This is a genomic window from Rickettsia sibirica 246 (genome assembly GCF_000166935.1).
GTDB classification, from domain to species: Bacteria; Pseudomonadota; Alphaproteobacteria; order Rickettsiales; family Rickettsiaceae; genus Rickettsia; species Rickettsia rickettsii.
This window is the reverse complement of the sequence record NZ_AABW01000001.1, coordinates 256,194-277,710: the sequence shown is the minus strand read 5'-3', so window position 1 is coordinate 277,710 and position 21,517 is coordinate 256,194. Positions and strand designations below refer to the sequence as shown.

Genomic DNA, 21,517 nt, shown 5'->3' with positions numbered 1-21,517 from the left:
CGCCACACAACAATAGCTAAATTAATTACGCTCCATCAAATGTGTCACAATTATATTCCTTTGTACATCCTATAATAGTAGATTCCATTTTAGGAACTATGTGTTCCTCCCAAAAATCTGCCAGCGGTTGCATTGCATTAATAATAAGTGAATCTTCGATAGGATGCAATAAATTATCTATATTAGTTTCTAGATACCTAACTATGAACTCTGCAGCGCTATCATCTGATTCTCTGTGTATAAGATTTCCAATTCTTTCTAAGTAGTAAACTTGCTCGCTAGTAAGATCTTTATCTTTTATTATTTGCGGTAGAATCTTGGTTAATATACATTGCAATTGAACTTTTTGATCAGTTGCAAATAATTCATAATAATCCTGTTCGTTTACACAAGGTAATTTTAGTAAATTAATAATTAAATTGGTCACATAATATGGGCATGAGAATTAGTTTTTATAACTTCCTCTAATTCTCTTGTATCTGTTCCGGTCTATAATGATTAAAGTAAAATATAGGTAATATAGTCTCGTTTTTTAAATATTTAATCAATTCTTTACTATCGTTATATTTACTACTAATTTCATTTTTTTCCTCTGGTGTTAATATTAAATTTGCCGTTAAATCAAGTATTGGTTTTGCCGCTCTACTATATTCATATGAACTATTAATTAAGCGCTTTAAGCTTTCAAAATTTTTAGGCAAAAATATTTTATCATCATTTTGATATGGTACATTTTTTACGAAATCTGTTTTCAAAATTTGAAAACTATTATTTAGTGGGATACTTGCATTGTATAAAATTTTCTCTATTGCATAATGTCCAAATTCATGTGCTATTATTGATTCTAAATTTAATTTTTCTGCGCCTATACATATTAGGTTATTGTCTCAATCGTAATGAAAAAATGATTTATTATCAAATATTATTTTTAGGCTATCTTGCACTTTAATATTAACCGCTGCTATATAGGCTAATAACTTATTTGTAGGCCCCTATTGCAAAAGCTTTGTATAGTTATGAAGAATTATATTGTCATTTAAATCGCTTACATTGTAAGTCCTTGTCATTAAAATAGTAATATCAGAGTTTTCGCTATATGCAATCGGTGATAATTTTTCTATTTTAAATTTTGCAATATTAAGTTCTTCAATATTTATCTCAATTTTATTATCTTCAATAAAGCTTTTAAACTCTTGAAAACTTAAATAACTAGCTAATTTTTTAATTCAAATCCTTCTATTTTAAATTCACTAATTGCATTGTTATTGTGCTCCTCAATCGTTCTCTTCTTAAACTTAATCAACTCTTGCAACATGCTGCTTTTTGTATCTCTATATTGTATAGTATCAAAATTTATAAATGCTGCTACATCAAGCATAGATGTATCATCGATGTTATGTATATATCTATCGTATTCAGCAGAAGTAAAGTGGCTAGGGTTAGCATAAGAAATAATAAGTGTATATGCTTCTAGATCAAATGATGTAATGGTATGATGTAACCCTAACAAATTATAGCTGTTCTTAGATGCTAAAATTGATTTTATTTCGTCATATTTTTTAGTTTTTATAAAATTTTTTATTAGCTTATTCAAAGTTGTTGTGGGTCATTGTGAATAATATTCAGATGGTAAAGAAATGTTTTATATCCTATCAAGTTGCTATATTTCATGGTAATATGTTTTAAATAGTATATCTTTCTATTTGTAAAGAAATAATTTTAATTACATTAACGAACATTAACATCTTATTAAGCTCTCTTAGTCTACCTCCCAAATCATTATATAATCCTGAAAACAATAAATATATTAGGATATATGATAAAAAATTATCGGAAAAAGTTTTGGAAGAATAGTACTACCAAATCACAAAATTTTATTAAACTAAACGACATTGCATATGGTAATTTAATCAGAGTCGACATAGAAGCTTATCGAGAAAATGTTATAGTATATAGATGTATTAATTTAATTGCACAATCGGCGGGACATGTTCCGTGGAAAGTGCTTAAAAGTAAAACCGGAGAAGTAATATTTAGACTATCCGGTGCATTATTTACTAAAAAAACCGAATCCCAAAAAAGCCGGAGCGGATTTTGTTAGTGAGCTAATTGCAAGCAAATTATTATTCGGTAATAGTTATATTTTATCAGCTCTAGACTCGTACCCTAAAGAGATTTACTTACTACCGGCTCTTGTTACGGAACTGGTTATAGAACATAACAATTTAGTTGTTTATTTTGATTTGAAATTATTTGTCCGTTAATTCTTGCAGTACCGAAAATTAGAGTTATAGGTTCGCCGTAATTAGCTGTTACATATTTAAAACTTTCTTTGAAATTTTTAATATTGTCATATTCTATCGGTTCGTGATTTAGTTAATCTAAATACTCACCAAGCATTTTGCCGACAAATCTTCCCACGCTTGAAAATATGCCGCCGCCAAATGCATTTCCAACAGTACAGCCAAGCGAACTAAAAAAACTTCCAAACATATTTACCATATTATAATTTAATATGGATTGATATTAGCAGTATGATGTGATAACACTAATATATGTCATTCTTGCGAAAACGGGAATCTAGGAAAACATATAAAAAAACAAGCTTTTATATGTTTATTTTGTCAAACATGTACCAATTATTAAGGTTATTTTTTCTGGATTCCCGCTTTCGTAGGAATGACATAGAAAATCACAGGGTGATATGCTGCCTTTAAAAAAATGGAAATCATAAATGTTTAAAAAATATATATTTATTCTAATATTATTTATTGCTTCTATAGCTCGTGCAGAAATTATAGAAGTGGATAGTTTAAATAAAATAAAACAAGATTTTAAAGAAAATTATAATAAAAATTATGTACCTCAGGATTTATTAGTAGTAACGGTTCTAGATGAATTTTTGTTTAAGTCTTTAGTGCCTATCGTTGCACAGCTTGATAAAGACATTTATCTTACTACACTAACTCCTCTTTTACGTAATATTAATAAAAATTCAAAAACTATTTATATAAAGCAATTGATTTTAACTAATGATAGTTATAAGAAAGAATTACAAGAATCTGATTTTCCAAATTTTGTAAATGAAATGAGTAATAGTAAAATCCCCATAATAGCAGTAAATGATGGGTTTACCGGTAATTTTAATAATATTCCTAAATTTGAGATATGGTTTGCCGATTATTTAAAGAAAAATTTCGATATTGATTTTTCAAATAGTTTTCCAAACAATAATTATATTATTTTTAATAATTTAGACAGTTTTGCTAATACTTATCCGGTATTTTATAAGGGTATATTGACGAGTAATAATATATCGGAAGCGGAAATGATGCTCAATTTCCTTATTCAAATGAATTTTATACCGAAATGCTTTATAATGATTAGTAGTAGCATAGAATTGCTAAGCTCAATGGAATTGCAACTTAGTAGTTATAGTTCTAATATATTATTTATTGGTTATCATTATAATAATAAAAATACTCCGGAAAATAAAGATGTTGCATATTATACTAAACTGATTAATGATTTAATATCTCAAATAAATAAGCTAAAAAGAAATAATCCACCTTTAAAGAATAATAATGCAAAAGGTAAAAATCCTTATGACACGAATAAATAAAGTTTTATTGAGTTTACTTTGCGTAGTTATTTCGTATGCGGGCTACGGTCAAATTATTCCTACTTACTCCGTAGATTCAGTAACAATGAAAAACTTATTACCGAAGATAGATGCAGATACGCTGGTACTTATAAATATAGATAATACTATCATAACACCGAAATCCAAATTATTTCGATATCAGGATAATTCTTATATAAATTTTACTAAATATTTATATAGTCTTGCAGCGGATAACGCATCAGTTAATAAAACTATTGCAAAATTGATAGTGCAGCGTCAGATGATGCTTGTTGAATCTAAATGGGTAGATTTAATTAATAAGATGAAACAGCAAGGTGCAACAGTTTTAGGTCTTCAGGAAATAACGGCCCCATGTAATTTAATTGAAAATTATGAAGGATGGTTATATACCTTACTTTACGGACTCAATATTAATTTTACTAATAAAGTTAATGATAAAGATGTATTTAGATTTAATCCAAGCGATGCTGAAGCCCCTATTTTTTATTTAGGTATAATATTTACCGGTAATATAAATAGAGTAAAAGCTCTTATAGAGTTCTTAAAAATTATACCGAAACAACCTAAAAAAATAGTAATTTTTGCAAATAATAAAAAAGATTTAGAAAATATGGACTCTTATTTAAGTATGGTTGATATAGGATATTATGGAATTGAATATTTGGGGTGGCAAATGTTACCGGGGTCACCTGATCATCAAATCGCTGAGTTGCAGCAATCTACGTTTTTAAATACCGGTCAGTGGTTAGAAGATGATACAGCTGCAAAGATGTTAAATAAATAATTATGAATGACAATTTAATTAATGCTTTAAAAGATTTAATTATTAATACCGGCAAGATTGCACTAGATATAAAAAAGGCAGGAATGTTGACTGATATTAAATCAGATGGGTCAGTAGTCACTAATGCCGATAAAGAAATTAGTAAAATAATTTATCAAACTCTACAAACCTTAACCTCTCAAATAGCTATAGTATGTGAAGAGCAGCCGCTACCTATATTCAGCAGTGATACTTTTTGGTTAATCGATCCTATTGATGGGACATGGAGCTATGTAAACGGTAAAAGTACATATACGGTCAATATAGGGCTTATTGAAAACGGTTTTCCAACCATCGGCTTGATATATCACCCTGAAACAGCAAAGCTATATTATACTGATGTAAACGGTCGGTTAAAAATCGAACAGAATTCTAAAGAAATATTTGTTAATCATGAACCGAAACATGAAGAGCTTAATGCGGTAATAGGTTTTTATAATTCAAATAAAGCTACTAAAGAATTTTTAAGTAAGTATTCATTCGGTCAAATAAATGCAATAGGCAGTTCAATGAAACTATGCTTAATTGCTGAAGGAGCAGCTGATATATATCCAAAATTCGGTCAAACTATGGAATGGGACATAGCGGCAGGTCATGCTTTAATTAAAGCCGGCGGTGGTAATATTTTAGATACGCATGGACAAGAAATTACTTACGGTAAAGAAAGTTTTGCTAATCCTAATTTTTTCGCCTGTAGTAAATATTGGTTGGAAAGGGAGGCAAGGTTGCATAGATGCTAGATCGTCATTGCAAGCAGCAGTAAGCTGCGTGGCAATCTCATGAAATAATAACAAACTCCTGAGATTGCTTTGTCAAAACTTGCAGTTTTTCCTCGCAATGATGAAAAAACTGATCCACGCAGGCACTGCCAAACTCGCATCAAACCAACTTTTTTAACTCATAAATTAACTCAAGTGCTTCTTTAGGGGATAGTTTATCAGGATCGATAGTGCTGAATTTGTTATCTAATTTGCTGTTTATAGTAGTTTTATTAGGTTCAAGATAAAACAAACTCAAATTATTTGATTCCGTTGATAAAATATTTTTTCCTTTACCTGTAGAAGTTTTTTCAAATTTAAGCAGAATCTGCTCAGCTCTGTTTATAACACTCGCAGGAAGACCGGCAAGAGCCGCAACATGAAGACCGTAGGACCTATCGGCAGCACCTGATATAATATTATGTAAAAATAGAATATCTTTACCTGACTCCTCAATAGCAATAGTATAATTTTGCAAAGCCGGCAGGAAATTACTCATAACGGTCAGCTCATGATAGTGCGTTGCAAATAAACAGCGACATTTCAGCTTATCATGAATATATTCAAGCACTGACCATGCTATAGATACCCCGTCATAAGTGGATGTGCCTCTACCTACCTCATCAAGTATGATTAGTGAGTTTTTTGTAGATTGAGCAAGAATTGCCGAGGTTTCAAGCATCTCTGCCATAAAGGTCGATTGTCCCTTAATTAAGTCATCGGCAGCACCTATTCGGCTAAATATTTTGTCGACTACCCCTATTTTAGCACTTTTTGCCGGCACAAACGAACCTATTTGAGCAATGATTGCAATAATGGCGTTTTGACGTAAAAAAGTACTTTTACCTGCCATATTAGGACCGGTAATTAACCAAATACGCTCAAGCTCTGATAAATGACAATCATTATATACAAAGCTTTTGCTTTCTTGCTGTAGTGCTCTCTCTACTACAGGATGCCGTCCTTTAACGATATCAAAGCTTAAATCATCGGTAAACTCAGGCTTAACATAATCATATTCATCAGCGATGTAAGCAAAATTACAAAATACGTCAAGCCCGCTTAAGGAGCTTGCAAGCATTCGTAAATAGGAAGCTTTTTCGATTACTTGGCTACAAATATCCGCATATAATTCTTTTTCTAAGCTTATTACTAAGGTTTTAGCATTGACTAACTCACTTTCAAGCTTTTGTAGTTCAGCAGTAGTATAACGAACATGATTAACCGTTGTTTGACGGTGAATAAATTTGGGATCAAGGATTTTATTAACATTTTTAGCGGTGATATCGATAAAAAGCCCTATAACATTATTATGAGATATTTTTAAACTGTCTATTCCTGTTTCTTTGCGATATTGATCTTTTAGCTTTTCAATATATAATTTTCCGTTATTAATTAAATCATGTAATTGGGCTACTTTCGGATGATATTTATGTTTTATTATACCTCCGTCATTTAAATTATTCGGTGCATCTTCTCGTATTGTTTTGTCTATTAAATTATATAATTCTGCATCACCTGATAGAGGTTTAATAATTTTTTCGATAAAATCAGGTAAATTAAAACCGTAAGCGTCAAAGAATACTCCTTTAATAATCGTTGCCGTTTCTAAAGTATATTTAATGCTAAGTAAATCACGACCTGAACTTCTGTTCATCGTAATACGTGTTAAGCAGCGTTCTATATCACTAGTTTTTTTTAGAAGTTCTCTAATTTTTTTTACTATTTCTAAGTTGGAATAAAAGAACTCGGTAATATTTAAACGATGATTTATTTTAGCAATGTTGGTTAAAGGACTTGAAAGAAAATTATATAGTAAACGTCCACCTTGTTTAGTAACCGTATGATTAAGGGTGCTTAATAAACTTCCTTGCGAGCCGCCTTGTGAGTGTGTGACAATTTCAAGGTTGCGTCTAGTAGAGAAATCAATAGTCATATAGCTATGAAATTTGATAATTCTAGGGATTGGCAAATGAGGAATATTTTGTTTTTGCGTTAACGATAAATATTCTAAAACGCTACCTATGGCACAAATTTGACTACTAGATATCTCGCCGATTCCTTTAATATCTTTCATTTTATAAAAATCTAAAATGATTTTTTCGCATTTATTAATCGCAAAAAAACTATCAACTTGATAGGTAATACGAAAATTTAATTGTTTGAAAATACTATCCGCAAGATTAGAAGATCTCAGATTTTCGCTAAGCAGAATTTCACGAGGTTTTAAACGAGCCAGCTCATTAAGAATTTCCGTTTCCGGTACATTAACTACAACAATTTCGGAAGTAGAAAGATCAACATAACAAAGGCTAGCTGTTTCTTTATTTTTCGGTATTACGAGACTTGCTAAATAATTAGGTTCGGCTGAAGCAATTAAATTTTCTTCAATTATAGTTCCCGGAGTTATAATACGTGTAACATCCCTAGTAACGACCGCTTTATAACCGCCTCTATTCTTTGCTTCTTCAGGTGTTTCTAGTTGATCACAAATAGCAACCTTATAATTTGCTTCAATTAACTTAGTTAAATAATTCTCAAGGGCATGATAAGGTACCCCGCACATCGCAATTTCTTCTTCGCCGTTTTTGCCCCGCTTTGTTAAAGCAATGCCAAGTACATTGCTTGCTAGAATTGCATCTTCATAGAACATTTCATAAAAATCACCCATTCTAAATAGTAGTAAACAATCTAAATGAGCAAATTTAATGTCTAGATATTGCTGCATCATTTTCGTTGCAACATCGTAATTATATTTTTGTTTCAACTCTTGAAGATTCATATTAAGCAGCATAATTTATATTATAGTTTGGCTTTATTGCATGGATACCGAATCGTCATTGCGAGCGACTGCAAGGAGCGTAGCAATCTTATGAAATAGTGCAAAATATGCCTGAGATTGCCACGTCGAGGCTTTGCCTCTCCTCGCAATGATGGATAATAACAATGTTTAACAATTTATACAACTATTTTATCTTTGATAGGCGGGTGCTATGTCTGCCGCCTTCAAATTGGGTAGTTAAAAACTTATCTATAATATCACATACTATTTTTGGGTCTATGGTTTTTGCTCCGAGTATCAAGATATTAGCGTCATTATGAGCTTTAGCATTTTCGGCAGTTAATATATTGTTGCACAAAGCGGCTCTTATTTCCGAGTTACGATTCGCAGCTATAGACATACCAATCCCCGTATCACTAATTAAAATACCGATAGGTGCTGATTTTTCAATAATAATATCTACTACTTTCTTAGCATAATCAGGATAATCAACGGTTTGTGTATTATTTGTTCCGCAGTCATAAATCTTTAGAGATTTCTGCTCTAAATAATTGATAATTTCAGACTTAAGCTCATAACCTGAATGATCACTAGCTATGACAATATTATAAGTTTTCATAGTTAATTTTTTGATGGAAAATAATGATAAAAATTATATACTATGTAAGATTTGTTTTCTAATGTAAATAATAGTTTTGTTAAATATATGAAATATCCTGTTGTACTTAGTATCGTTATATGTTTTTGTTTAGTTGCTTGTGTTGATCAGCCACCGGCTCCAATTGAGTATAAAGTAGGAGATGTTACTGCAAATAATAATTCTACCGCACTAGATTACGATGAGGGTATGATAGTTCAAAGAACTATGGAAGACAATCTCGCGTTGGAAAAAGTTAGCGGTAGACTCGAAGAGCCAAAGGCAAAAATTATAGAAGATGATAATGATGATATTGAGATTCCTATGTCTCGGAATGAAGACGAAGATGAAGAATCGATAGAACAATTAAACTTTGTAAAACCGTTAAATGGGGTAATTATTACCGAGTTTAAAGCCGGTAAAAGTAAAGGGATAGATATTGTAGCTAAAGAATATAGTGAAGTTAAATCGATAGCTGCAGGAACGGTAATATATTCAGGTTATAATAAGCAATTCGGTAATTTAGTAATAGTTAAATTAGATAAAGACGATCTAGAAGTAGCATATGCGAGTTTAGATGATTTATTACTGAAAAAAGGTGATAAAATTGCTAGAAATAGTGTTATCGGACATGTAGAACATAAATTATATTTTGCTATGCGTAAAAATAAAATAGCAGTTGATCCTAATAAGTATATAGAATTTTAAATGGAAGATGTTATTACTCTTACCAAATATGGTGAACCTCAAAATGTTATAGTAAGAAGGAGTAGCAAAGCTAAAAATATAGCCATCCGCATTACGTCTAAAGGTGCAGAGCTTGTATTACCTCTTAAGGTAAAAGCCGAAAAAGGTCATAATTTTTTGTTAAGTCAAGAATATTGGGTTAGGCAAAAATTACGTCGTAATGTAACTGCGATACCAAAAGATGAAGATAAGATTTCTATTTTGGGTAAATCTTATGAAATAATACATATTGATTCGTCTAAAAATCAGATAAAATTAAATGATTCTACGTTAGAAGTGTATTGTTGTAGTCAGGTACTAAAAAAACTTAGTATAGAAGTATTCCTTAAAAAGAAATTATTAGCAGAAATAAAAATAATAGTAGAGAATATATCTAAAAAACATAATTTGACTTATTCCAATATTAGAATAATGGAAAATGTTAGCCGTTGGGGGAGTTGTTGTAGCAAAGGGAATCTTGTTTTTAATTGGCGGGTAGTTTTTGCCCCCTTTGAAGTACTGAAATATTTAGTAGCTCATGAAATGGCACATTTAAAAGCAATGAACCATAGTAAAAATTTTTGGGAGCTAGTTGAGGATATATATCCCGAATACCAACCAGCAAAATTATGGCTAAAAAGAAACGGTAAGAATTTATATAGTTATTTTCCATAACTTTATGTCATTCCCACAAAAGCGGGAATGACATAAAACGAGCCATGCAACAACGCAGTAATGACATCGGAAAGGTTAATTTAAAGAAAAACATAAAGGATAAATAGAATGCATAACACCACAAAAAGAGTAACAGTTCCGGCACTTGAAGAAATCTTATATGAGCCTATAAAAGTGTTAGATTACGGCTTTATTAGAGTGATCGACTATATGGGGGATGATAGTGCTATAGTACAAGCAGCTCGTGTTTCTTACGGTAAGGGTACGAAGCAATTAAACCAAGATAAAGGGCTGATAAACTACTTGCTTCGTCATTATCATACCACTCCTTTTGAGATGTGTGATATCAAGTTCCATATTAAACTACCGATATTTATTGCAAGGCAATGGATTAGGCATAGAACAGCTAGCGTTAACGAATATTCGGCAAGGTATTCTATTTTAGGTAATGAATTTTATCTACCTGAACCGGCAAATATTGCTTCCCAATCTGCTGTAAATAAACAATGTAGGGAAGGGGATAGCTTACCGAAAGAAGTGGCTGAAAAGGTCCTTGCAATTTTAGAGGAAGATGCTAGACAGTGCTACGGGCATTATAAGGAACTGATGAATGCCGATGAAGAGGGTAATATTATAGATGAGAACGCCACAGGGATAGCAAGAGAGCTTGCTCGTATGAATTTAACTTTAAATTATTATACGGAATGGTATTGGAAGATTAATTTACATAATTTACTTCATTTTTTAAGATTACGAGCCGACCCTCACGCTCAATATGAAATTAGAGTTTATGCTGAAAAGATGCTTGAGATAGTCAAAGCTTGGGTTCCTTTTGTTTACGAAGCGTTTGAAGAATATCGTTTGCAGGGAGCAAACATTTCACGTAAAGGTTTGGATGTAATTAAAAGAATGATAAACGGTGAAAAAGTTACCCATGAAACTAGTGATATGACTAAGAGAGAATGGGAAGAACTGATGAAGATTTTTGGGTAATATATGTCATTCCTGCGAAAGCAGGAATGACATACAACAACCATAACGGAATTTGATAAAAAGGAGTATTTTAAGTGAGAAATATTATATATTTTATATTATCACTATTATTTAGCGTTACCAGCTATGCACTTGAAACAATAAACATTGAGCATGGGCGAGCTGACCCAACACCTATAGCGGTCAATAAATTTGATGCCGATAATTCTGCCGCTGATGTATTAGGTCACGATATGGTTAAAGTTATCTCTAATGATTTAAAGCTTTCGGGGTTATTCCGTCCTATTTCTGCTGCCTCTTTTATAGAAGAGAAGACAGGAATAGAATATAAACCGCTTTTTGCTGCATGGCGTCAAATTAATGCTAGTCTTTTAGTAAACGGTGAAGTTAAAAAACTAGAAAGCGGTAAATTTAAAGTTAGCTTTATATTATGGGATACGTTGCTTGAAAAACAGCTCGCCGGTGAAATGCTTGAAGTACCGAAAAATCTATGGAGAAGAGCAGCACATAAAATTGCCGATAAAATTTATGAAAAAATTACCGGTGATGCCGGTTATTTTGACACTAAAATAGTGTATGTATCAGAAAGCAGCTCTTTACCGAAAATAAAAAGAATTGCTTTGATGGATTATGACGGGGCTAATAATAAATACCTTACCAATGGAAAGTCACTAGTCTTAACCCCAAGATTTGCTCGTTCGGCGGATAAGATTTTTTATGTTTCATATGCTACTAAAAGAAGAGTACTTGTTTATGAAAAAGATTTAAAAACAGGCAAAGAAAGTGTAGTAGGTGATTTTCCCGGTATATCTTTTGCTCCTAGATTCTCACCAGACGGTAGAAAAGCTGTAATGTCGATAGCTAAAAACGGCTCGACGCATATTTATGAAATCGACCTTGCTACTAAACGGCTTCATAAATTAACTGACGGATTCGGTATTAATACCTCTCCTAGCTATTCACCGGACGGTAAAAAAATTGTATATAATTCCGATAGAAACGGTGTGCCTCAATTATATATCATGAATTCAGACGGAAGTGACGTTCAGCGTATTAGTTTTGGCAGTGGTTCTTACGCAACTCCTAGCTGGTCGCCTAGAGGAGACTATATAGCATTTACTAAGATTACTAAAGGAGACGGAGGAAAAACTTTTAATATCGGAATTATGAAAGCATGTCCTCAAGATGATGAGAATAGTGAAAGGATAATAACAAGCGGATATTTAGTTGAAAGTCCTTGTTGGTCGCCTAACGGACGAGTTATTATGTTTGCTAAAGGTTGGCCGTCGAGCGCTAAAGCTCCGGGAAAAAACAAAATTTTTGCAATTGATCTAACAGGTCATAATGAAAGAGAAATTATGACACCGGCAGATGCTTCTGATCCAGAATGGTCAGGTGTACTGAACTAATGTCATTTCTACGAAAGTATTGTTGGGTGGATCGTTTTTCCATTGTCATACCGTGACTTAATCGCGGTATCCAGTAAAAATACTATTAGTTGTTTTTGGATCCTGTGGTCAAGCCACGGGATGACAGTCCAATAAGGCTTAAGCTGCTTTTCTACTATGGTTTAAAATAAACTTCTTTATTTTTTCAAAAGCCGTATTTTCTATTTGTCTAATACGTTCCTTAGAAATATTATACTCATTGCTTAGAATATCTAGAGTTTTAGGAGTATCCGTTAATTTACGCTCTGTTAAAATACGCAGTTCCCTGTCGTTTAAAATCTTCATAGCATTTGATAGTAACTGCCTTTTGCTGGTAGAATTTTGCTTATTAATAGCCATAGTTTCAGGAGTAGGGCGTGTTTCCGGTAATAGTTCTATTAATTCTCCGGATTCTGCATCGTCACTATTTATAGAGTTATTTAACGATAAATCAGGACCTGAAATTCTAGTATTCATTTCAGAAACTTCATTAACCGAAACACCTAGCTCATCTGCTATTTGTACAAAATCATCGGTAGTAATAGCCCTTGAGTATAAATTAGTAATTTTATGCTTAACTTTATTAAGACTAAAAAATAATTTTTTTTGTGCGGCCGTTGTTCCCATCTTTACTAATGACCAAGATTTTAATATATATTCTTGTATGGCTGCTTTAATCCACCACATCGCATATGTTGATAGGCGAAAACCAAGTGCGGGGTTGAATTTTTTTACTGCCTGCATTAAACCTATATTACCTTCTGAAACCAATTCGGTCATAGGAAGACCGTAAGTCCTATAGCCGCTTGCAATTTTTGCAACAAGTTTAAGATGGCTTGTTACTAATTTATGTGCAGCTTGTAAATCATTCCCTTCTAAATAGGATTTTGCTAATAACAATTCTTCTTCTTGCGTAAGTGAAGGAATTTTATTGATTTTCTGTAAGTAGCTATAAAATCCTGATTCGCTAGAAATTGCTAATGCATTAATATTATTAGTCATACTAACCTTAAAAACTATTTTTTTTATACTAACACATATATGATCTAAAATAAACTTTTTCTAGAGTATTTTTAAATAAAATCAAATAATGTCTAAAAAATCCAATAAAAATTTAGCTTTTTCCTTGCTGGGATTAATAATTAGTATGGTGTTACTCAGTTTTGCTTCCGTACCTATCTATAATTTATTTTGTAAAGTTACAGGATATGGCGGCACTACTGCAAAAGAAACGGTGAGTGTATATTCTAAGGTAAAAGGTACTAAACCTATAATTATCGAGTTTGATGCTAATGTTGATAAAGATTTACCTTGGCGGTTTATTCCAAGGCAGCAAAGAGTGCAAATTGTTCCGGGGCAGAATACTCTAGTGTTCTATGAAACGGAGAATCTAAGCGATAACGATATAATAGGTACTTCCGTATATAATGTTACTCCAAATAAAGCAGGAAAATATTTCGTAAAAATTCATTGTTTTTGTTTTGAAGAACAATTATTAAAAGCCGGCGAGAGAGTTTTAATGCCGGTTACATTTTATATAGATAAGGATTTTGAGCTTGATCCTGAAATGCAAGACATTAAAGTACTTACTTTATCTTATAGTTTTTTTAAAGTACGAGAGATGTCGTCATTGCGAGGAAATTACGTAAGTAATTGACGAAGCAATCTCAGGAGTTTGTTATTATTTCATGAGATTGCCACGCTCTCTACGTTCGCTCGTAATAACGGCTTTGGAATTATGCAACAACACCGGCTCATTGAATATACTCGATAACCCATTTACGAAGTCTAACAATCGTCGGAGTATTTATAAGAGAGGTAGCAGGTAAAACTTTGCCGTTAGTATTAAAATTAATTATAGGATCTATACCGTATATGCTATACCAAGGTTTTAACGGTGAGCTATTTGAATATTTACGGTGGAACCAAGATAAAGAAGGTGTTGTTTTTTCATATTCTATTACTTTAACCGATTGTGGATTTTTATGATATATAAGGCTCAGTACCGATTGATCGGAATGATGCCATTTATATTCATCGTAATTAGGATGGATATTATAATTTTTACCTGAAAGAATTCTAATATCTTCACAACTTTTTAGCCATTTTTCAATGAAAGAACGAGAAAGCTTGGTATTACGCACAATAATAACGGCACTCCAAATGTGATCGTCATTTCTGCATTCGTCTGTAAGGCAATCCATTAAAGCAAAAGTTTCGCCTTTAACAAAACTACCGTTTTTACGATTGCGATCATGTACCAGTAATATATCATTATCGCCTAAAAGATTTGTTAAATTACTGATATGCTTTTTAATAACAAATGCTGAATCTAAATATACTATAATAGCTCCTTTTGGTGCATTTTTCATTGTTTCAAGTATAATATAAGGCTTCCATAGCCATAACCCCGCTCCTGCAGGTTCATTAAAAATTTCTTGGTTTTTTTCTATAAACGCTTGATTTATGTGCTTTTTCTTATAGTTAAATATGAAGTCTATACCTTTATTAATTGCATAATGAGTGGTTGCATTTTGATTACGATAAACATACTCCAGACCGTCGGCATAAGAAACTAAATAAATTGGTTCTTTTATGGAATTCTGAATAGATAAATCTACTTTTTGTAACGATAAGTCATTAAGAAAACCTTGACGTGCATATTCTAAAATAATCAGTATGAAATAAATTAGAACTAATATAATAACTGTTTTGTATAATATTTTAAATAACATATAATTTTTGCATTATTTGAAGCATTTTGTCATTCCCAGGTGGATTAGTAAAGCGTCATTGCGAGGAAATACGAAGTATTGACGAAGCAATCTCAGGAGTTTGTTATTATTTCATGAGATTGCCACGCAGCCTAGGGCTGCTTGCAATGACGAAATCGATAATTATTAGACAACGCCAATTATAGCATTTTAATATATTAAAAGATAGTGTTGTAATTTAATTATAAATTTAGTATAATTTGCTGTTTGTTTAAGGTTGGTATGATTAATTTAGGGGATAAGCAGTCTACTATAGTTGTCGCAATGTCAGGCGGGGTTGATAGTTCGGCGGTTGCCGCAATGCTGCATGAACAAGGACATAATGTTATAGGTATTACCTTGCAGCTATATGATCACGGTATGGCAGTAGGGAAGAAAAATGCCTGTTGTGCCGGTCAGGATATTTACGATGCTAAAATGGTAGCAAATAAGCTAGGTATTCCCCATTACGTACTTGATTATGAGAGCAAATTTAAAGAGTCGGTAATAGATAATTTCGTCGATAGCTATTTACAAGGTGAAACACCGCTTCCATGTGTGCAATGTAATAAATCGGTAAAGTTCAGGGATCTAATTAAAACGGCTAGAGAGCTTGGAGCAGATAAGCTTGCTACCGGTCATTACGTACGAAAAATAAACGGTGATAACGGAGCGGAATTACATACAGGGCTTGATCCAGCAAAAGATCAAAGTTATTTTTTATTTACGACAACTAAAGAGCAATTAGAATATTTACGTTTCCCTCTCGGAGGGTTTACTAAGGATGAAACACGAAAGCTTGCTAGTAAATTTGGGCTTGAGGTAGCGGATAAGCCCGACAGCCAAGATATTTGTTTCATACCTGACGGAAATTATAAGAGCGTAATAAATAAAATACGTCCAAATAGCAGTGAAAGCGGTAAAATTATTCATGTAAACGGGTTTGAGCTAGGAGAGCATAGCGGTATAATTAACTACACCATAGGGCAACGTCGTGGTCTTGGTATAGCTTATAATGAGCCTTTATATGTAGTAAAGATTGATCCTAAGGACAATATAGTATATGTAGGACCGGAGTCCGCATTAAACGTGCAGGAATTTATCATTAGAGATGTGAATTGGCTTGCAGATGAGATTAAAGATAACGAAAAGTTAGAAGTAGCAGTTAAAATTCGCTCGACAAGACCGCCGCGTCTAGCCGAAATAAGTAAACTCGGTGATGATAAAATGAAAGTAAAATTTTTATGCGAAGAAAAAGCCGTTGCCCCTGGGCAAGCATGCGTTATTTATGCCGGTGAAAGAGTACTTGGCGGCGGATGGATTACTAGAGAGATAAGGTAATTGTGTCATTGCGAGGAGCGAAGCGACTTGGCAATCTAGTTAGACCTCCTGAGATTGCCACGCTCCTTTTAGTCGCTCGCAATGAGACACAATTCACAAAAAAATAAGCTCACTAAAATAGGAGAAACTAATGAGTTTTTTAAGGAAGAAAAGTTTTGAATCAGTAAAAGAGATAGGCAGTTCAAGCGGTCTTAGCAAGACACTTGGAGCATTCGATTTAATATTACTGGGTCTTGGTGCGATGATCGGCACAGGCGTATTCGTCGTTACCGGTATAATTGCTGCTAAATATTCAGGACCTGCAGTAATGTTATCTTATGCGATTGCAGGTATTACCTGTATCTTTGTAGCGCTTGTTTATACTGAACTTGCTGCAATGCTTCCGACATCAGGAAGTATTTACACTTATTCCTATGTAGCATTTGGCGAAGTATTTGCTTGGATGATCGGTAGTGTTATAATATTAGAACTTGGTGTTGCTGCAGGAATAGTAGCTGCAGGCTGGTCGGGCTACGTACAAGGAATACTAGCAGCAGGTGGAATCAATTTACCGAAAGAATTAACTACTGTACCGACAAACGGCGGTATAATAAATTTACCGGCATTTTTAATCTCGGGATTTATTGGATTTATTTTATATTTAGGTACTAAAGATAGTAAGAGACTAAATGCAATTTTAGTTTTCATAAAAATGACTGCAATATTTGTATTTATACTCGCTGCTGCCCCTCATTTTGATGCTACTAACTGGAGTAATTTTATGCCTTTCGGTTTTAGTAATGTTTTAGTAGGTGCGTCTATTTTATTCTTAGCTTTTACGGGTTTTGGAACGATTGCAACCGCAGCTGAGGAGTGTAAAAACCCAAAACGCGATATAATGATCGGTATTATTGGCTCACTTGTTCTAACTACTATAGTTTATGTAACAATGGCAGGGCTTGTTACCGGTATTGCACCTTTTGATCAGTTAAATAACGATCAACCGCTTGCTTATGCTTTAACTATCAATAATAGCAAGATCGGCTCTGCTATTGTTGCAACCGGAGCAGTTTGCGGTATGATGACGGTGTTGATGATGAATATTTACGGTACTTCTCGTATTTTTTATGCTATTGCACGTGACGGTTTACTACCGAAAAGTTTTGCAAAGCTGCACCCCAAATATGATAGTCCGTATATTACGATTATAATATTTGCTTCTTTAGCCGCTATCCTTGGAGGATTTTGTTCTACGGAATTATTAACGCAATTAACTTCAATGGGAGCTCTTATTGATTATATAACCGTTACAATAATAGTGGTATTATTTAGGGTCACGCTACCTGATGCTCAAAGACCTTTTAGATGTCCTTTAGTATTTATTATCGTACCGTTTATTTTAATTGCTTGTGCATATTTACTATTTATTCAAATATATGACGGTGAATTTAATCTATTAACCGCAGGTCGTGCATTAATATATTGGTTTATTACAATATTTGTTTTATATATTATAAGATCGTTTTTTATGCAAAAAGAGCAGAATTAAGAGGGGGATATCCGTCATTGCGAGCGAACGTAGAGAGCATGGCAATCTCATGAAGTAGTACAAAGTTCCTGAGATTGCCAAGTCAAGGCTTTGCCTCTCCTCGCAATGACGAGTTAGTAGTATCCACGCAACAAAACAAAATTAACCAAATGACTGAAAAGCTGCAACCACTCCGAGGAATGAAAGATCTCTTGCCGGATGATTATAAAGTTCACGACTATATAATTAACAAAGCAAGAGATGTTGGAGTATTGTACGGCTATAAACAAATGAGTACTCCTATTGTGGAGTATACTAAAGTCTTTAACCGTTCGATGGGTGAAAGCTCTGACGTAATCAGTAAAGAAATCTATAGTTTTTTAGATAAAAGCAATGATTTCGTAGCATTACGACCTGAATTTACAGCATGTATTATAAGAAGCCTCATCTCAAACAGATTACAACATAAATTACCATTAAAGTTTTTCTCTACCGGTCCTGTTTTTCGTTATGATAGACCGCAAGCAGGGCGTCAAAGACAATTTCACCAACTAAATTATGAGTATATCGGTGCTAAAGGAGCAATTACTGATGCTGATACTTTGAAGTTAGCCGTTGATATATTAAAAGCACTCGAAATAGAGCAGGATACTACCTTAGAGCTTAACTCTCTTGGATGTAATGAATCAAGAAGCGTTTATCAGCAAAAATTAGTAGAATATCTAAATGATTTTAAAGATCAATTATCAGAAGAAAGCAAAATAAGGTTATCCAAAAATCCAATGCGGATACTTGATTCTAAAAGTGAGACTGATCAGAAAATAATAGCAAACGCACCGGTTTTATCTGAATATTACACTGATGAATCCAAAGAATATTTTGAGGAGTTAATACAGTATCTAGATATTTTAGGTGTGAAATATAGCATAAATCCACGCTTGGTTAGAGGGCTTGATTATTATTGCCATACTGCTTTTGAATTCACTACAAAAAAGTTAGGGAGCCAATCTACTATTCTAGCTGGTGGACGTTATGACGGGCTGGCTAAAATCATGGGTAATAACGATGATGTGCCGGCTATCGGTTTTGCTGCCGGTATTGAGCGAATTGCTTTAATGCGGGAATATAATATATCTGAAGTTAAGCCGGTATTTGTATTACCTATAGGCAAAAATAATATTTGCTATGCTTTAGAAATTGTAGATAAATTGCGAACAGAAAATATTGCTATTATCATAGAATCTCTAGGTAAAATAGCTAAAAGAATGCAACGCATTTTTAATGAAAATGCTCAATTTATTATTTTTATAGGTGACGAAGAGCAGGCAAATAATAACTTAAAAATTAAAGACTTAAAAAAAGCAGAAGAATATATAGTAGATTTTGCAAAAGCTCTTGAGCTATTGAAGAAATAAGATTTTTTATTGTTATACCGTGAACCTTCCATGGTATCCATCAAAACTAACTTTAAGTAATAAGCATTTATGACTCTTGCCACAAGCTCGGCATTGCCCGCATGGCTCTTATGTTATGCCTGCATAGGTCTTGTTGTGTGGATACTGAAGGTCGTCATTGCAAGGAAAAACTGTAAGTTTTGACGAAGCAATCCAGTAAAAATTCTGATTTACAGAATTTTTTTATTATTGTTTTGGACTGTCACGCAGTCTACGACTGCTCGCAATGACAGGGCGGTATCTATGCAACAACGCCTTCGCTGGAATGACATAAAACGAGCCATGCAACAAGATCTGCAGTTGTTCACAATGGCGATTAGGTGTCTATACAATAACACCATTTAACCACGACATCTAAAAATATGATTATTATAAACGATTTAGCCATGAGTTATGGTACAAGAAATACTATTTACCGATGTAAATTTGCATATTAAAAACAATAAACGATATGGTGTAGTAGGTGCCAACGGAGCAGGTCAAACAACTTTTTTCAAAGTCTTAACTAAGGAAGAAGAGCCAGCTTTCGGTGAGATTAACATACCAAAAAACTCCAAAATAGGTTGTTTAAAACAAGATCAGTTTCTTTAATGACGGTTATACTGCTGAAATTTTTGCAGCTAGCTTGCTTGTAGGTCTTGGAATAGCCGAAAAATACCATTATGAGCCGCTTTCTGCGTTGTCAGAAGGTTATAAACTTTCGTGTATTACTCGTACAAAGTCTATTTAATAATCCCGATATTTTACTACTCGACGAACCGACAAACCATCTTGATATAGAGTCAAGAGAAGCTCTTAAAAAATCGCTAATTGATTTTGATGGTACGGTAATATTAGTAACGTACGATCGGAATTATTGCTCTTTCCCATAGGAAAAAGATTGTTGATTTTAAAGGTAAATTAAAATCAACAATCTTTATGATGATTATATTGAGAAATACGGCAACGTAAGTTTTAGGTATTGTTCATGCAATATAGATATCGTCATTGCGAGGAGGCGTTGTTGCGTGGATACCGAGTCGTCATTGCGAGCAGCCATAGGCTGCGTAGCAATCTCGTCAAATATCCTGAGATTGCTTTGTCAATTGCTATGCAATTTCCTCGCAATGACAATAAAAATCGAGTCATACAACAAAGCAGAATCTTAAAGTTAATCACTCCACATTATAAAACTCCAAATGATGACCGCTAATAAACTTTTTTATTTCAGCATGGTTACCATACTCATCAACATTTAATAATAACCCTTGTTCATTAAAATATAATATATTCGTAAATAATCAGTCATCACAGTCCCACTTAGCTTTAAAAGCATTTTCTTTAATAAGTTTAACTCCGGTTACTCCGTGTTTGTGATATATTATTCCTTTTTTTAAAGCAGAAACAAAAGAGGTAACTTTACTTTTATCAAAGGTGTTATAGATTTTTTTAGACATTGTACCGTAACAATCAAATCCTCTATATTTGCCAAGAAATTTATCCGTACCTTTTGTTACTTCCTGATTATCAATTTTAACTTTATCATAATAATAAGGTGATTCAGATTCACGATATATAGTTGTGCCGTCATCCATATAGTAAATAGAATAAGATGGAAGGCCATAAGGTCTAAAAAAAGTGTCTTCACTTATAACTTTAGGAGCTTTATCGGATTTTTGTATATTTTCTGATTTCAGCATATTAATTTTATTAATAAATGATTGTTTTATTAATATATAATTTATATTATCACAAGAATAATTATAATAGCTATCTACAGAACCTAGAAATTCAGATTTATCAATTGCAGTATTATATTCATAAGGATATTCTAAATATTTTTGCAATTTTAAAGTATTTTTTTGAAACAATGGGTAATTATTTGATTGTTCGTGCTTTGATAAATTGAAATATTTTCTCGCCAAGAATTTCTTATCTTGAACATTATTAAAAGCTTTGATTTTTGAATATCTGTCTTGTTGTTTTTCTTGTAAAAAATAATCTTCATAGTCCTTA

The 21,517-nt window shown here is 32.9% G+C and carries 22 protein-coding genes and 1 pseudogene; 14 read left to right on the top strand and 9 right to left on the bottom strand.

Annotated features, from left to right (window positions below; all coding sequences use genetic code 11):
* Positions 1 to 25: 25 nt before the first annotated feature.
* The 3 genes from RSIB_RS05795 to RSIB_RS05790 form a co-directional block, all read right to left on the bottom strand.
* A complete protein-coding gene (locus RSIB_RS05795) occupies positions 26 to 427 on the bottom strand; it encodes a hypothetical protein (protein ID WP_004996181.1) in 402 nt (133 codons plus the stop codon).
* A gap of 37 nt (positions 428 to 464) precedes the next feature.
* Positions 465 to 755, bottom strand: coding sequence for a hypothetical protein (locus tag RSIB_RS04300; protein ID WP_004996179.1), 291 nt, complete (start codon positions 753 to 755; stop codon positions 465 to 467).
* A 458-nt stretch (positions 756 to 1,213) separates the two neighbouring features.
* On the bottom strand, positions 1,214 to 1,594 hold the full coding sequence (locus tag RSIB_RS05790) for a hypothetical protein (RefSeq protein WP_004996176.1): 381 nt from the start codon (positions 1,592 to 1,594) through the stop codon (positions 1,214 to 1,216).
* Between the two features lie 222 nt (positions 1,595 to 1,816).
* On the opposite strand from RSIB_RS05790, the gene RSIB_RS04305 reads away from it, so the two are divergent.
* Complete coding sequence (locus tag RSIB_RS04305; protein WP_004996175.1) at positions 1,817 to 2,101, top strand: hypothetical protein; 285 nt, start codon at positions 1,817 to 1,819, stop codon at positions 2,099 to 2,101.
* A 275-nt stretch (positions 2,102 to 2,376) separates the two neighbouring features.
* On the opposite strand, the gene RSIB_RS05785 is transcribed toward RSIB_RS04305, so the two are convergent.
* On the bottom strand, positions 2,377 to 2,502 hold the full coding sequence (locus RSIB_RS05785; protein WP_014410533.1) for a hypothetical protein: 126 nt from the start codon (positions 2,500 to 2,502) through the stop codon (positions 2,377 to 2,379).
* Positions 2,503 to 2,734: 232 nt separating this feature from the next.
* Here RSIB_RS05785 and RSIB_RS04310 point away from each other — a divergent pair, with 232 nt between their 5' ends.
* The 3 genes from RSIB_RS04310 to RSIB_RS04320 are packed head-to-tail and all read left to right on the top strand — an operon-like array spanning position 2,735 to position 5,209.
* Positions 2,735 to 3,622: a DUF2608 domain-containing protein gene (locus tag RSIB_RS04310; RefSeq protein WP_004996171.1), complete on the top strand. Its 888-nt coding sequence runs from the start codon at positions 2,735 to 2,737 to the stop codon at positions 3,620 to 3,622.
* Positions 3,585 to 4,430, top strand: coding sequence for a DUF2608 domain-containing protein (locus tag RSIB_RS04315; protein ID WP_032850861.1), 846 nt, complete (start codon positions 3,585 to 3,587; stop codon positions 4,428 to 4,430). Before RSIB_RS04310 ends, RSIB_RS04315 begins: the two co-directional genes overlap by 38 nt.
* Before the next feature lie 2 nt (positions 4,431 to 4,432).
* On the top strand, positions 4,433 to 5,209 hold the full coding sequence (locus tag RSIB_RS04320; RefSeq protein ID WP_004996167.1) for a 3'(2'),5'-bisphosphate nucleotidase CysQ family protein: 777 nt from the start codon (positions 4,433 to 4,435) through the stop codon (positions 5,207 to 5,209).
* 139 nt (positions 5,210 to 5,348) lie between these two features.
* On the opposite strand, the gene mutS is transcribed toward RSIB_RS04320, so the two are convergent.
* Positions 5,349 to 8,009 carry a DNA mismatch repair protein MutS gene (mutS, locus tag RSIB_RS04325; RefSeq protein ID WP_004996165.1) on the bottom strand — a complete coding sequence of 887 codons (2,661 nt, stop codon included), beginning with the start codon at positions 8,007 to 8,009 and terminating at the stop codon, positions 5,349 to 5,351.
* Between the two features lie 184 nt (positions 8,010 to 8,193).
* Positions 8,194 to 8,628, bottom strand: a complete 435-nt coding sequence (gene rpiB, locus RSIB_RS04330) for a ribose 5-phosphate isomerase B (protein ID WP_004996163.1) — start codon at positions 8,626 to 8,628, stop codon at positions 8,194 to 8,196.
* A 51-nt stretch (positions 8,629 to 8,679) separates the two neighbouring features.
* On the opposite strand from rpiB, the gene RSIB_RS04335 reads away from it, so the two are divergent.
* From RSIB_RS04335 to tolB, 4 genes are all read left to right on the top strand, one after another.
* On the top strand, positions 8,680 to 9,354 hold the full coding sequence (locus RSIB_RS04335) for a murein hydrolase activator EnvC family protein (protein WP_016728108.1): 675 nt from the start codon (positions 8,680 to 8,682) through the stop codon (positions 9,352 to 9,354).
* Positions 9,355 to 10,047 (top strand): M48 family metallopeptidase, encoded by a 693-nt coding sequence (locus tag RSIB_RS04340; protein ID WP_004996157.1) that lies wholly within the window; start codon positions 9,355 to 9,357, stop codon positions 10,045 to 10,047.
* A gap of 108 nt (positions 10,048 to 10,155) precedes the next feature.
* Positions 10,156 to 11,040 (top strand): FAD-dependent thymidylate synthase, encoded by an 885-nt coding sequence (gene thyX, locus RSIB_RS04345; protein WP_004996155.1) that lies wholly within the window; start codon positions 10,156 to 10,158, stop codon positions 11,038 to 11,040.
* A 74-nt stretch (positions 11,041 to 11,114) separates the two neighbouring features.
* Positions 11,115 to 12,449 carry a Tol-Pal system beta propeller repeat protein TolB gene (gene tolB / locus RSIB_RS04350; RefSeq protein WP_004996154.1) on the top strand — a complete coding sequence of 445 codons (1,335 nt, stop codon included), beginning with the start codon at positions 11,115 to 11,117 and terminating at the stop codon, positions 12,447 to 12,449.
* A 138-nt stretch (positions 12,450 to 12,587) separates the two neighbouring features.
* Here tolB and rpoH read toward each other — a convergent pair whose 3' ends face one another.
* Entirely contained in the window at positions 12,588 to 13,469 is an 882-nt protein-coding gene (gene rpoH, locus RSIB_RS04355; RefSeq protein WP_004996153.1) for an RNA polymerase sigma factor RpoH, read from the bottom strand.
* Positions 13,470 to 13,557: 88 nt separating this feature from the next.
* Between rpoH and RSIB_RS04360 the strand changes: the two genes are divergently transcribed.
* A complete protein-coding gene (locus RSIB_RS04360; RefSeq protein WP_004996151.1) occupies positions 13,558 to 14,124 on the top strand; it encodes a cytochrome c oxidase assembly protein in 567 nt (188 codons plus the stop codon).
* A gap of 97 nt (positions 14,125 to 14,221) precedes the next feature.
* Here the strand turns inward: RSIB_RS04360 and RSIB_RS04365 are convergent, their stop codons facing one another.
* Positions 14,222 to 15,202: a hypothetical protein gene (locus RSIB_RS04365; protein ID WP_004996150.1), complete on the bottom strand. Its 981-nt coding sequence runs from the start codon at positions 15,200 to 15,202 to the stop codon at positions 14,222 to 14,224.
* Between the two features lie 261 nt (positions 15,203 to 15,463).
* Between RSIB_RS04365 and mnmA the strand changes: the two genes are divergently transcribed.
* From mnmA to RSIB_RS09070, 5 genes and pseudogenes are all read left to right on the top strand, one after another.
* On the top strand, positions 15,464 to 16,561 hold the full coding sequence (mnmA, locus tag RSIB_RS04370; RefSeq protein WP_004996147.1) for a tRNA 2-thiouridine(34) synthase MnmA: 1,098 nt from the start codon (positions 15,464 to 15,466) through the stop codon (positions 16,559 to 16,561).
* Positions 16,562 to 16,691: 130 nt separating this feature from the next.
* On the top strand, positions 16,692 to 18,089 hold the full coding sequence (locus tag RSIB_RS04375) for an amino acid permease (RefSeq protein ID WP_004996146.1): 1,398 nt from the start codon (positions 16,692 to 16,694) through the stop codon (positions 18,087 to 18,089).
* Between the two features lie 149 nt (positions 18,090 to 18,238).
* The gene (gene hisS, locus RSIB_RS04380) at positions 18,239 to 19,483 is read left to right on the top strand and encodes a histidine--tRNA ligase (protein ID WP_014410545.1); all 1,245 of its coding nucleotides are present in this window, start codon (positions 18,239 to 18,241) and stop codon (positions 19,481 to 19,483) included.
* Positions 19,484 to 19,915: 432 nt separating this feature from the next.
* Positions 19,916 to 20,113: an ATP-binding cassette domain-containing protein gene (locus RSIB_RS04385; protein ID WP_004996141.1), complete on the top strand. Its 198-nt coding sequence runs from the start codon at positions 19,916 to 19,918 to the stop codon at positions 20,111 to 20,113.
* Between the two features lie 387 nt (positions 20,114 to 20,500).
* A pseudogene (locus RSIB_RS09070) lies at positions 20,501 to 20,646 on the top strand (polysaccharide polymerase); the annotation flags it as partial.
* A 156-nt stretch (positions 20,647 to 20,802) separates the two neighbouring features.
* On the opposite strand, the gene RSIB_RS04390 reads toward RSIB_RS09070, so the two are convergent.
* The gene (locus RSIB_RS04390) at positions 20,803 to 21,201 is read right to left on the bottom strand and encodes a hypothetical protein (protein ID WP_050396458.1); all 399 of its coding nucleotides are present in this window, start codon (positions 21,199 to 21,201) and stop codon (positions 20,803 to 20,805) included.
* Positions 21,202 to 21,517 lie beyond the last annotated feature (316 nt).

Coding starts and splice junctions, on each gene's coding strand:
- RSIB_RS04320 (WP_004996167.1), top strand. CDS start 4,433: ATGAATGACAATTTAATTAATGCTTTAAAAGATTTAATTATTAATACC.
- RSIB_RS04305 (WP_004996175.1), top strand. CDS start 1,817: ATGATAAAAAATTATCGGAAAAAGTTTTGGAAGAATAGTACTACCAAA.
- RSIB_RS04385 (WP_004996141.1), top strand. CDS start 19,916: ATGGTACAAGAAATACTATTTACCGATGTAAATTTGCATATTAAAAAC.
- RSIB_RS04360 (WP_004996151.1), top strand. CDS start 13,558: ATGTCTAAAAAATCCAATAAAAATTTAGCTTTTTCCTTGCTGGGATTA.
- RSIB_RS04340 (WP_004996157.1), top strand. CDS start 9,355: ATGGAAGATGTTATTACTCTTACCAAATATGGTGAACCTCAAAATGTT.
- RSIB_RS05785 (WP_014410533.1), bottom strand. CDS start 2,502: ATGGTAAATATGTTTGGAAGTTTTTTTAGTTCGCTTGGCTGTACTGTT.
- RSIB_RS04375 (WP_004996146.1), top strand. CDS start 16,692: ATGAGTTTTTTAAGGAAGAAAAGTTTTGAATCAGTAAAAGAGATAGGC.
- mnmA (WP_004996147.1), top strand. CDS start 15,464: ATGATTAATTTAGGGGATAAGCAGTCTACTATAGTTGTCGCAATGTCA.
- hisS (WP_014410545.1), top strand. CDS start 18,239: ATGACTGAAAAGCTGCAACCACTCCGAGGAATGAAAGATCTCTTGCCG.
- rpoH (WP_004996153.1), bottom strand. CDS start 13,469: ATGACTAATAATATTAATGCATTAGCAATTTCTAGCGAATCAGGATTT.
- RSIB_RS04310 (WP_004996171.1), top strand. CDS start 2,735: ATGTTTAAAAAATATATATTTATTCTAATATTATTTATTGCTTCTATA.
- mutS (WP_004996165.1), bottom strand. CDS start 8,009: ATGAATCTTCAAGAGTTGAAACAAAAATATAATTACGATGTTGCAACG.
- RSIB_RS04315 (WP_032850861.1), top strand. CDS start 3,585: ATGCAAAAGGTAAAAATCCTTATGACACGAATAAATAAAGTTTTATTG.
- RSIB_RS04365 (WP_004996150.1), bottom strand. CDS start 15,202: ATGTTATTTAAAATATTATACAAAACAGTTATTATATTAGTTCTAATT.
- RSIB_RS04390 (WP_050396458.1), bottom strand. CDS start 21,201: ATGCTGAAATCAGAAAATATACAAAAATCCGATAAAGCTCCTAAAGTT.
- thyX (WP_004996155.1), top strand. CDS start 10,156: ATGCATAACACCACAAAAAGAGTAACAGTTCCGGCACTTGAAGAAATC.
- rpiB (WP_004996163.1), bottom strand. CDS start 8,628: ATGAAAACTTATAATATTGTCATAGCTAGTGATCATTCAGGTTATGAG.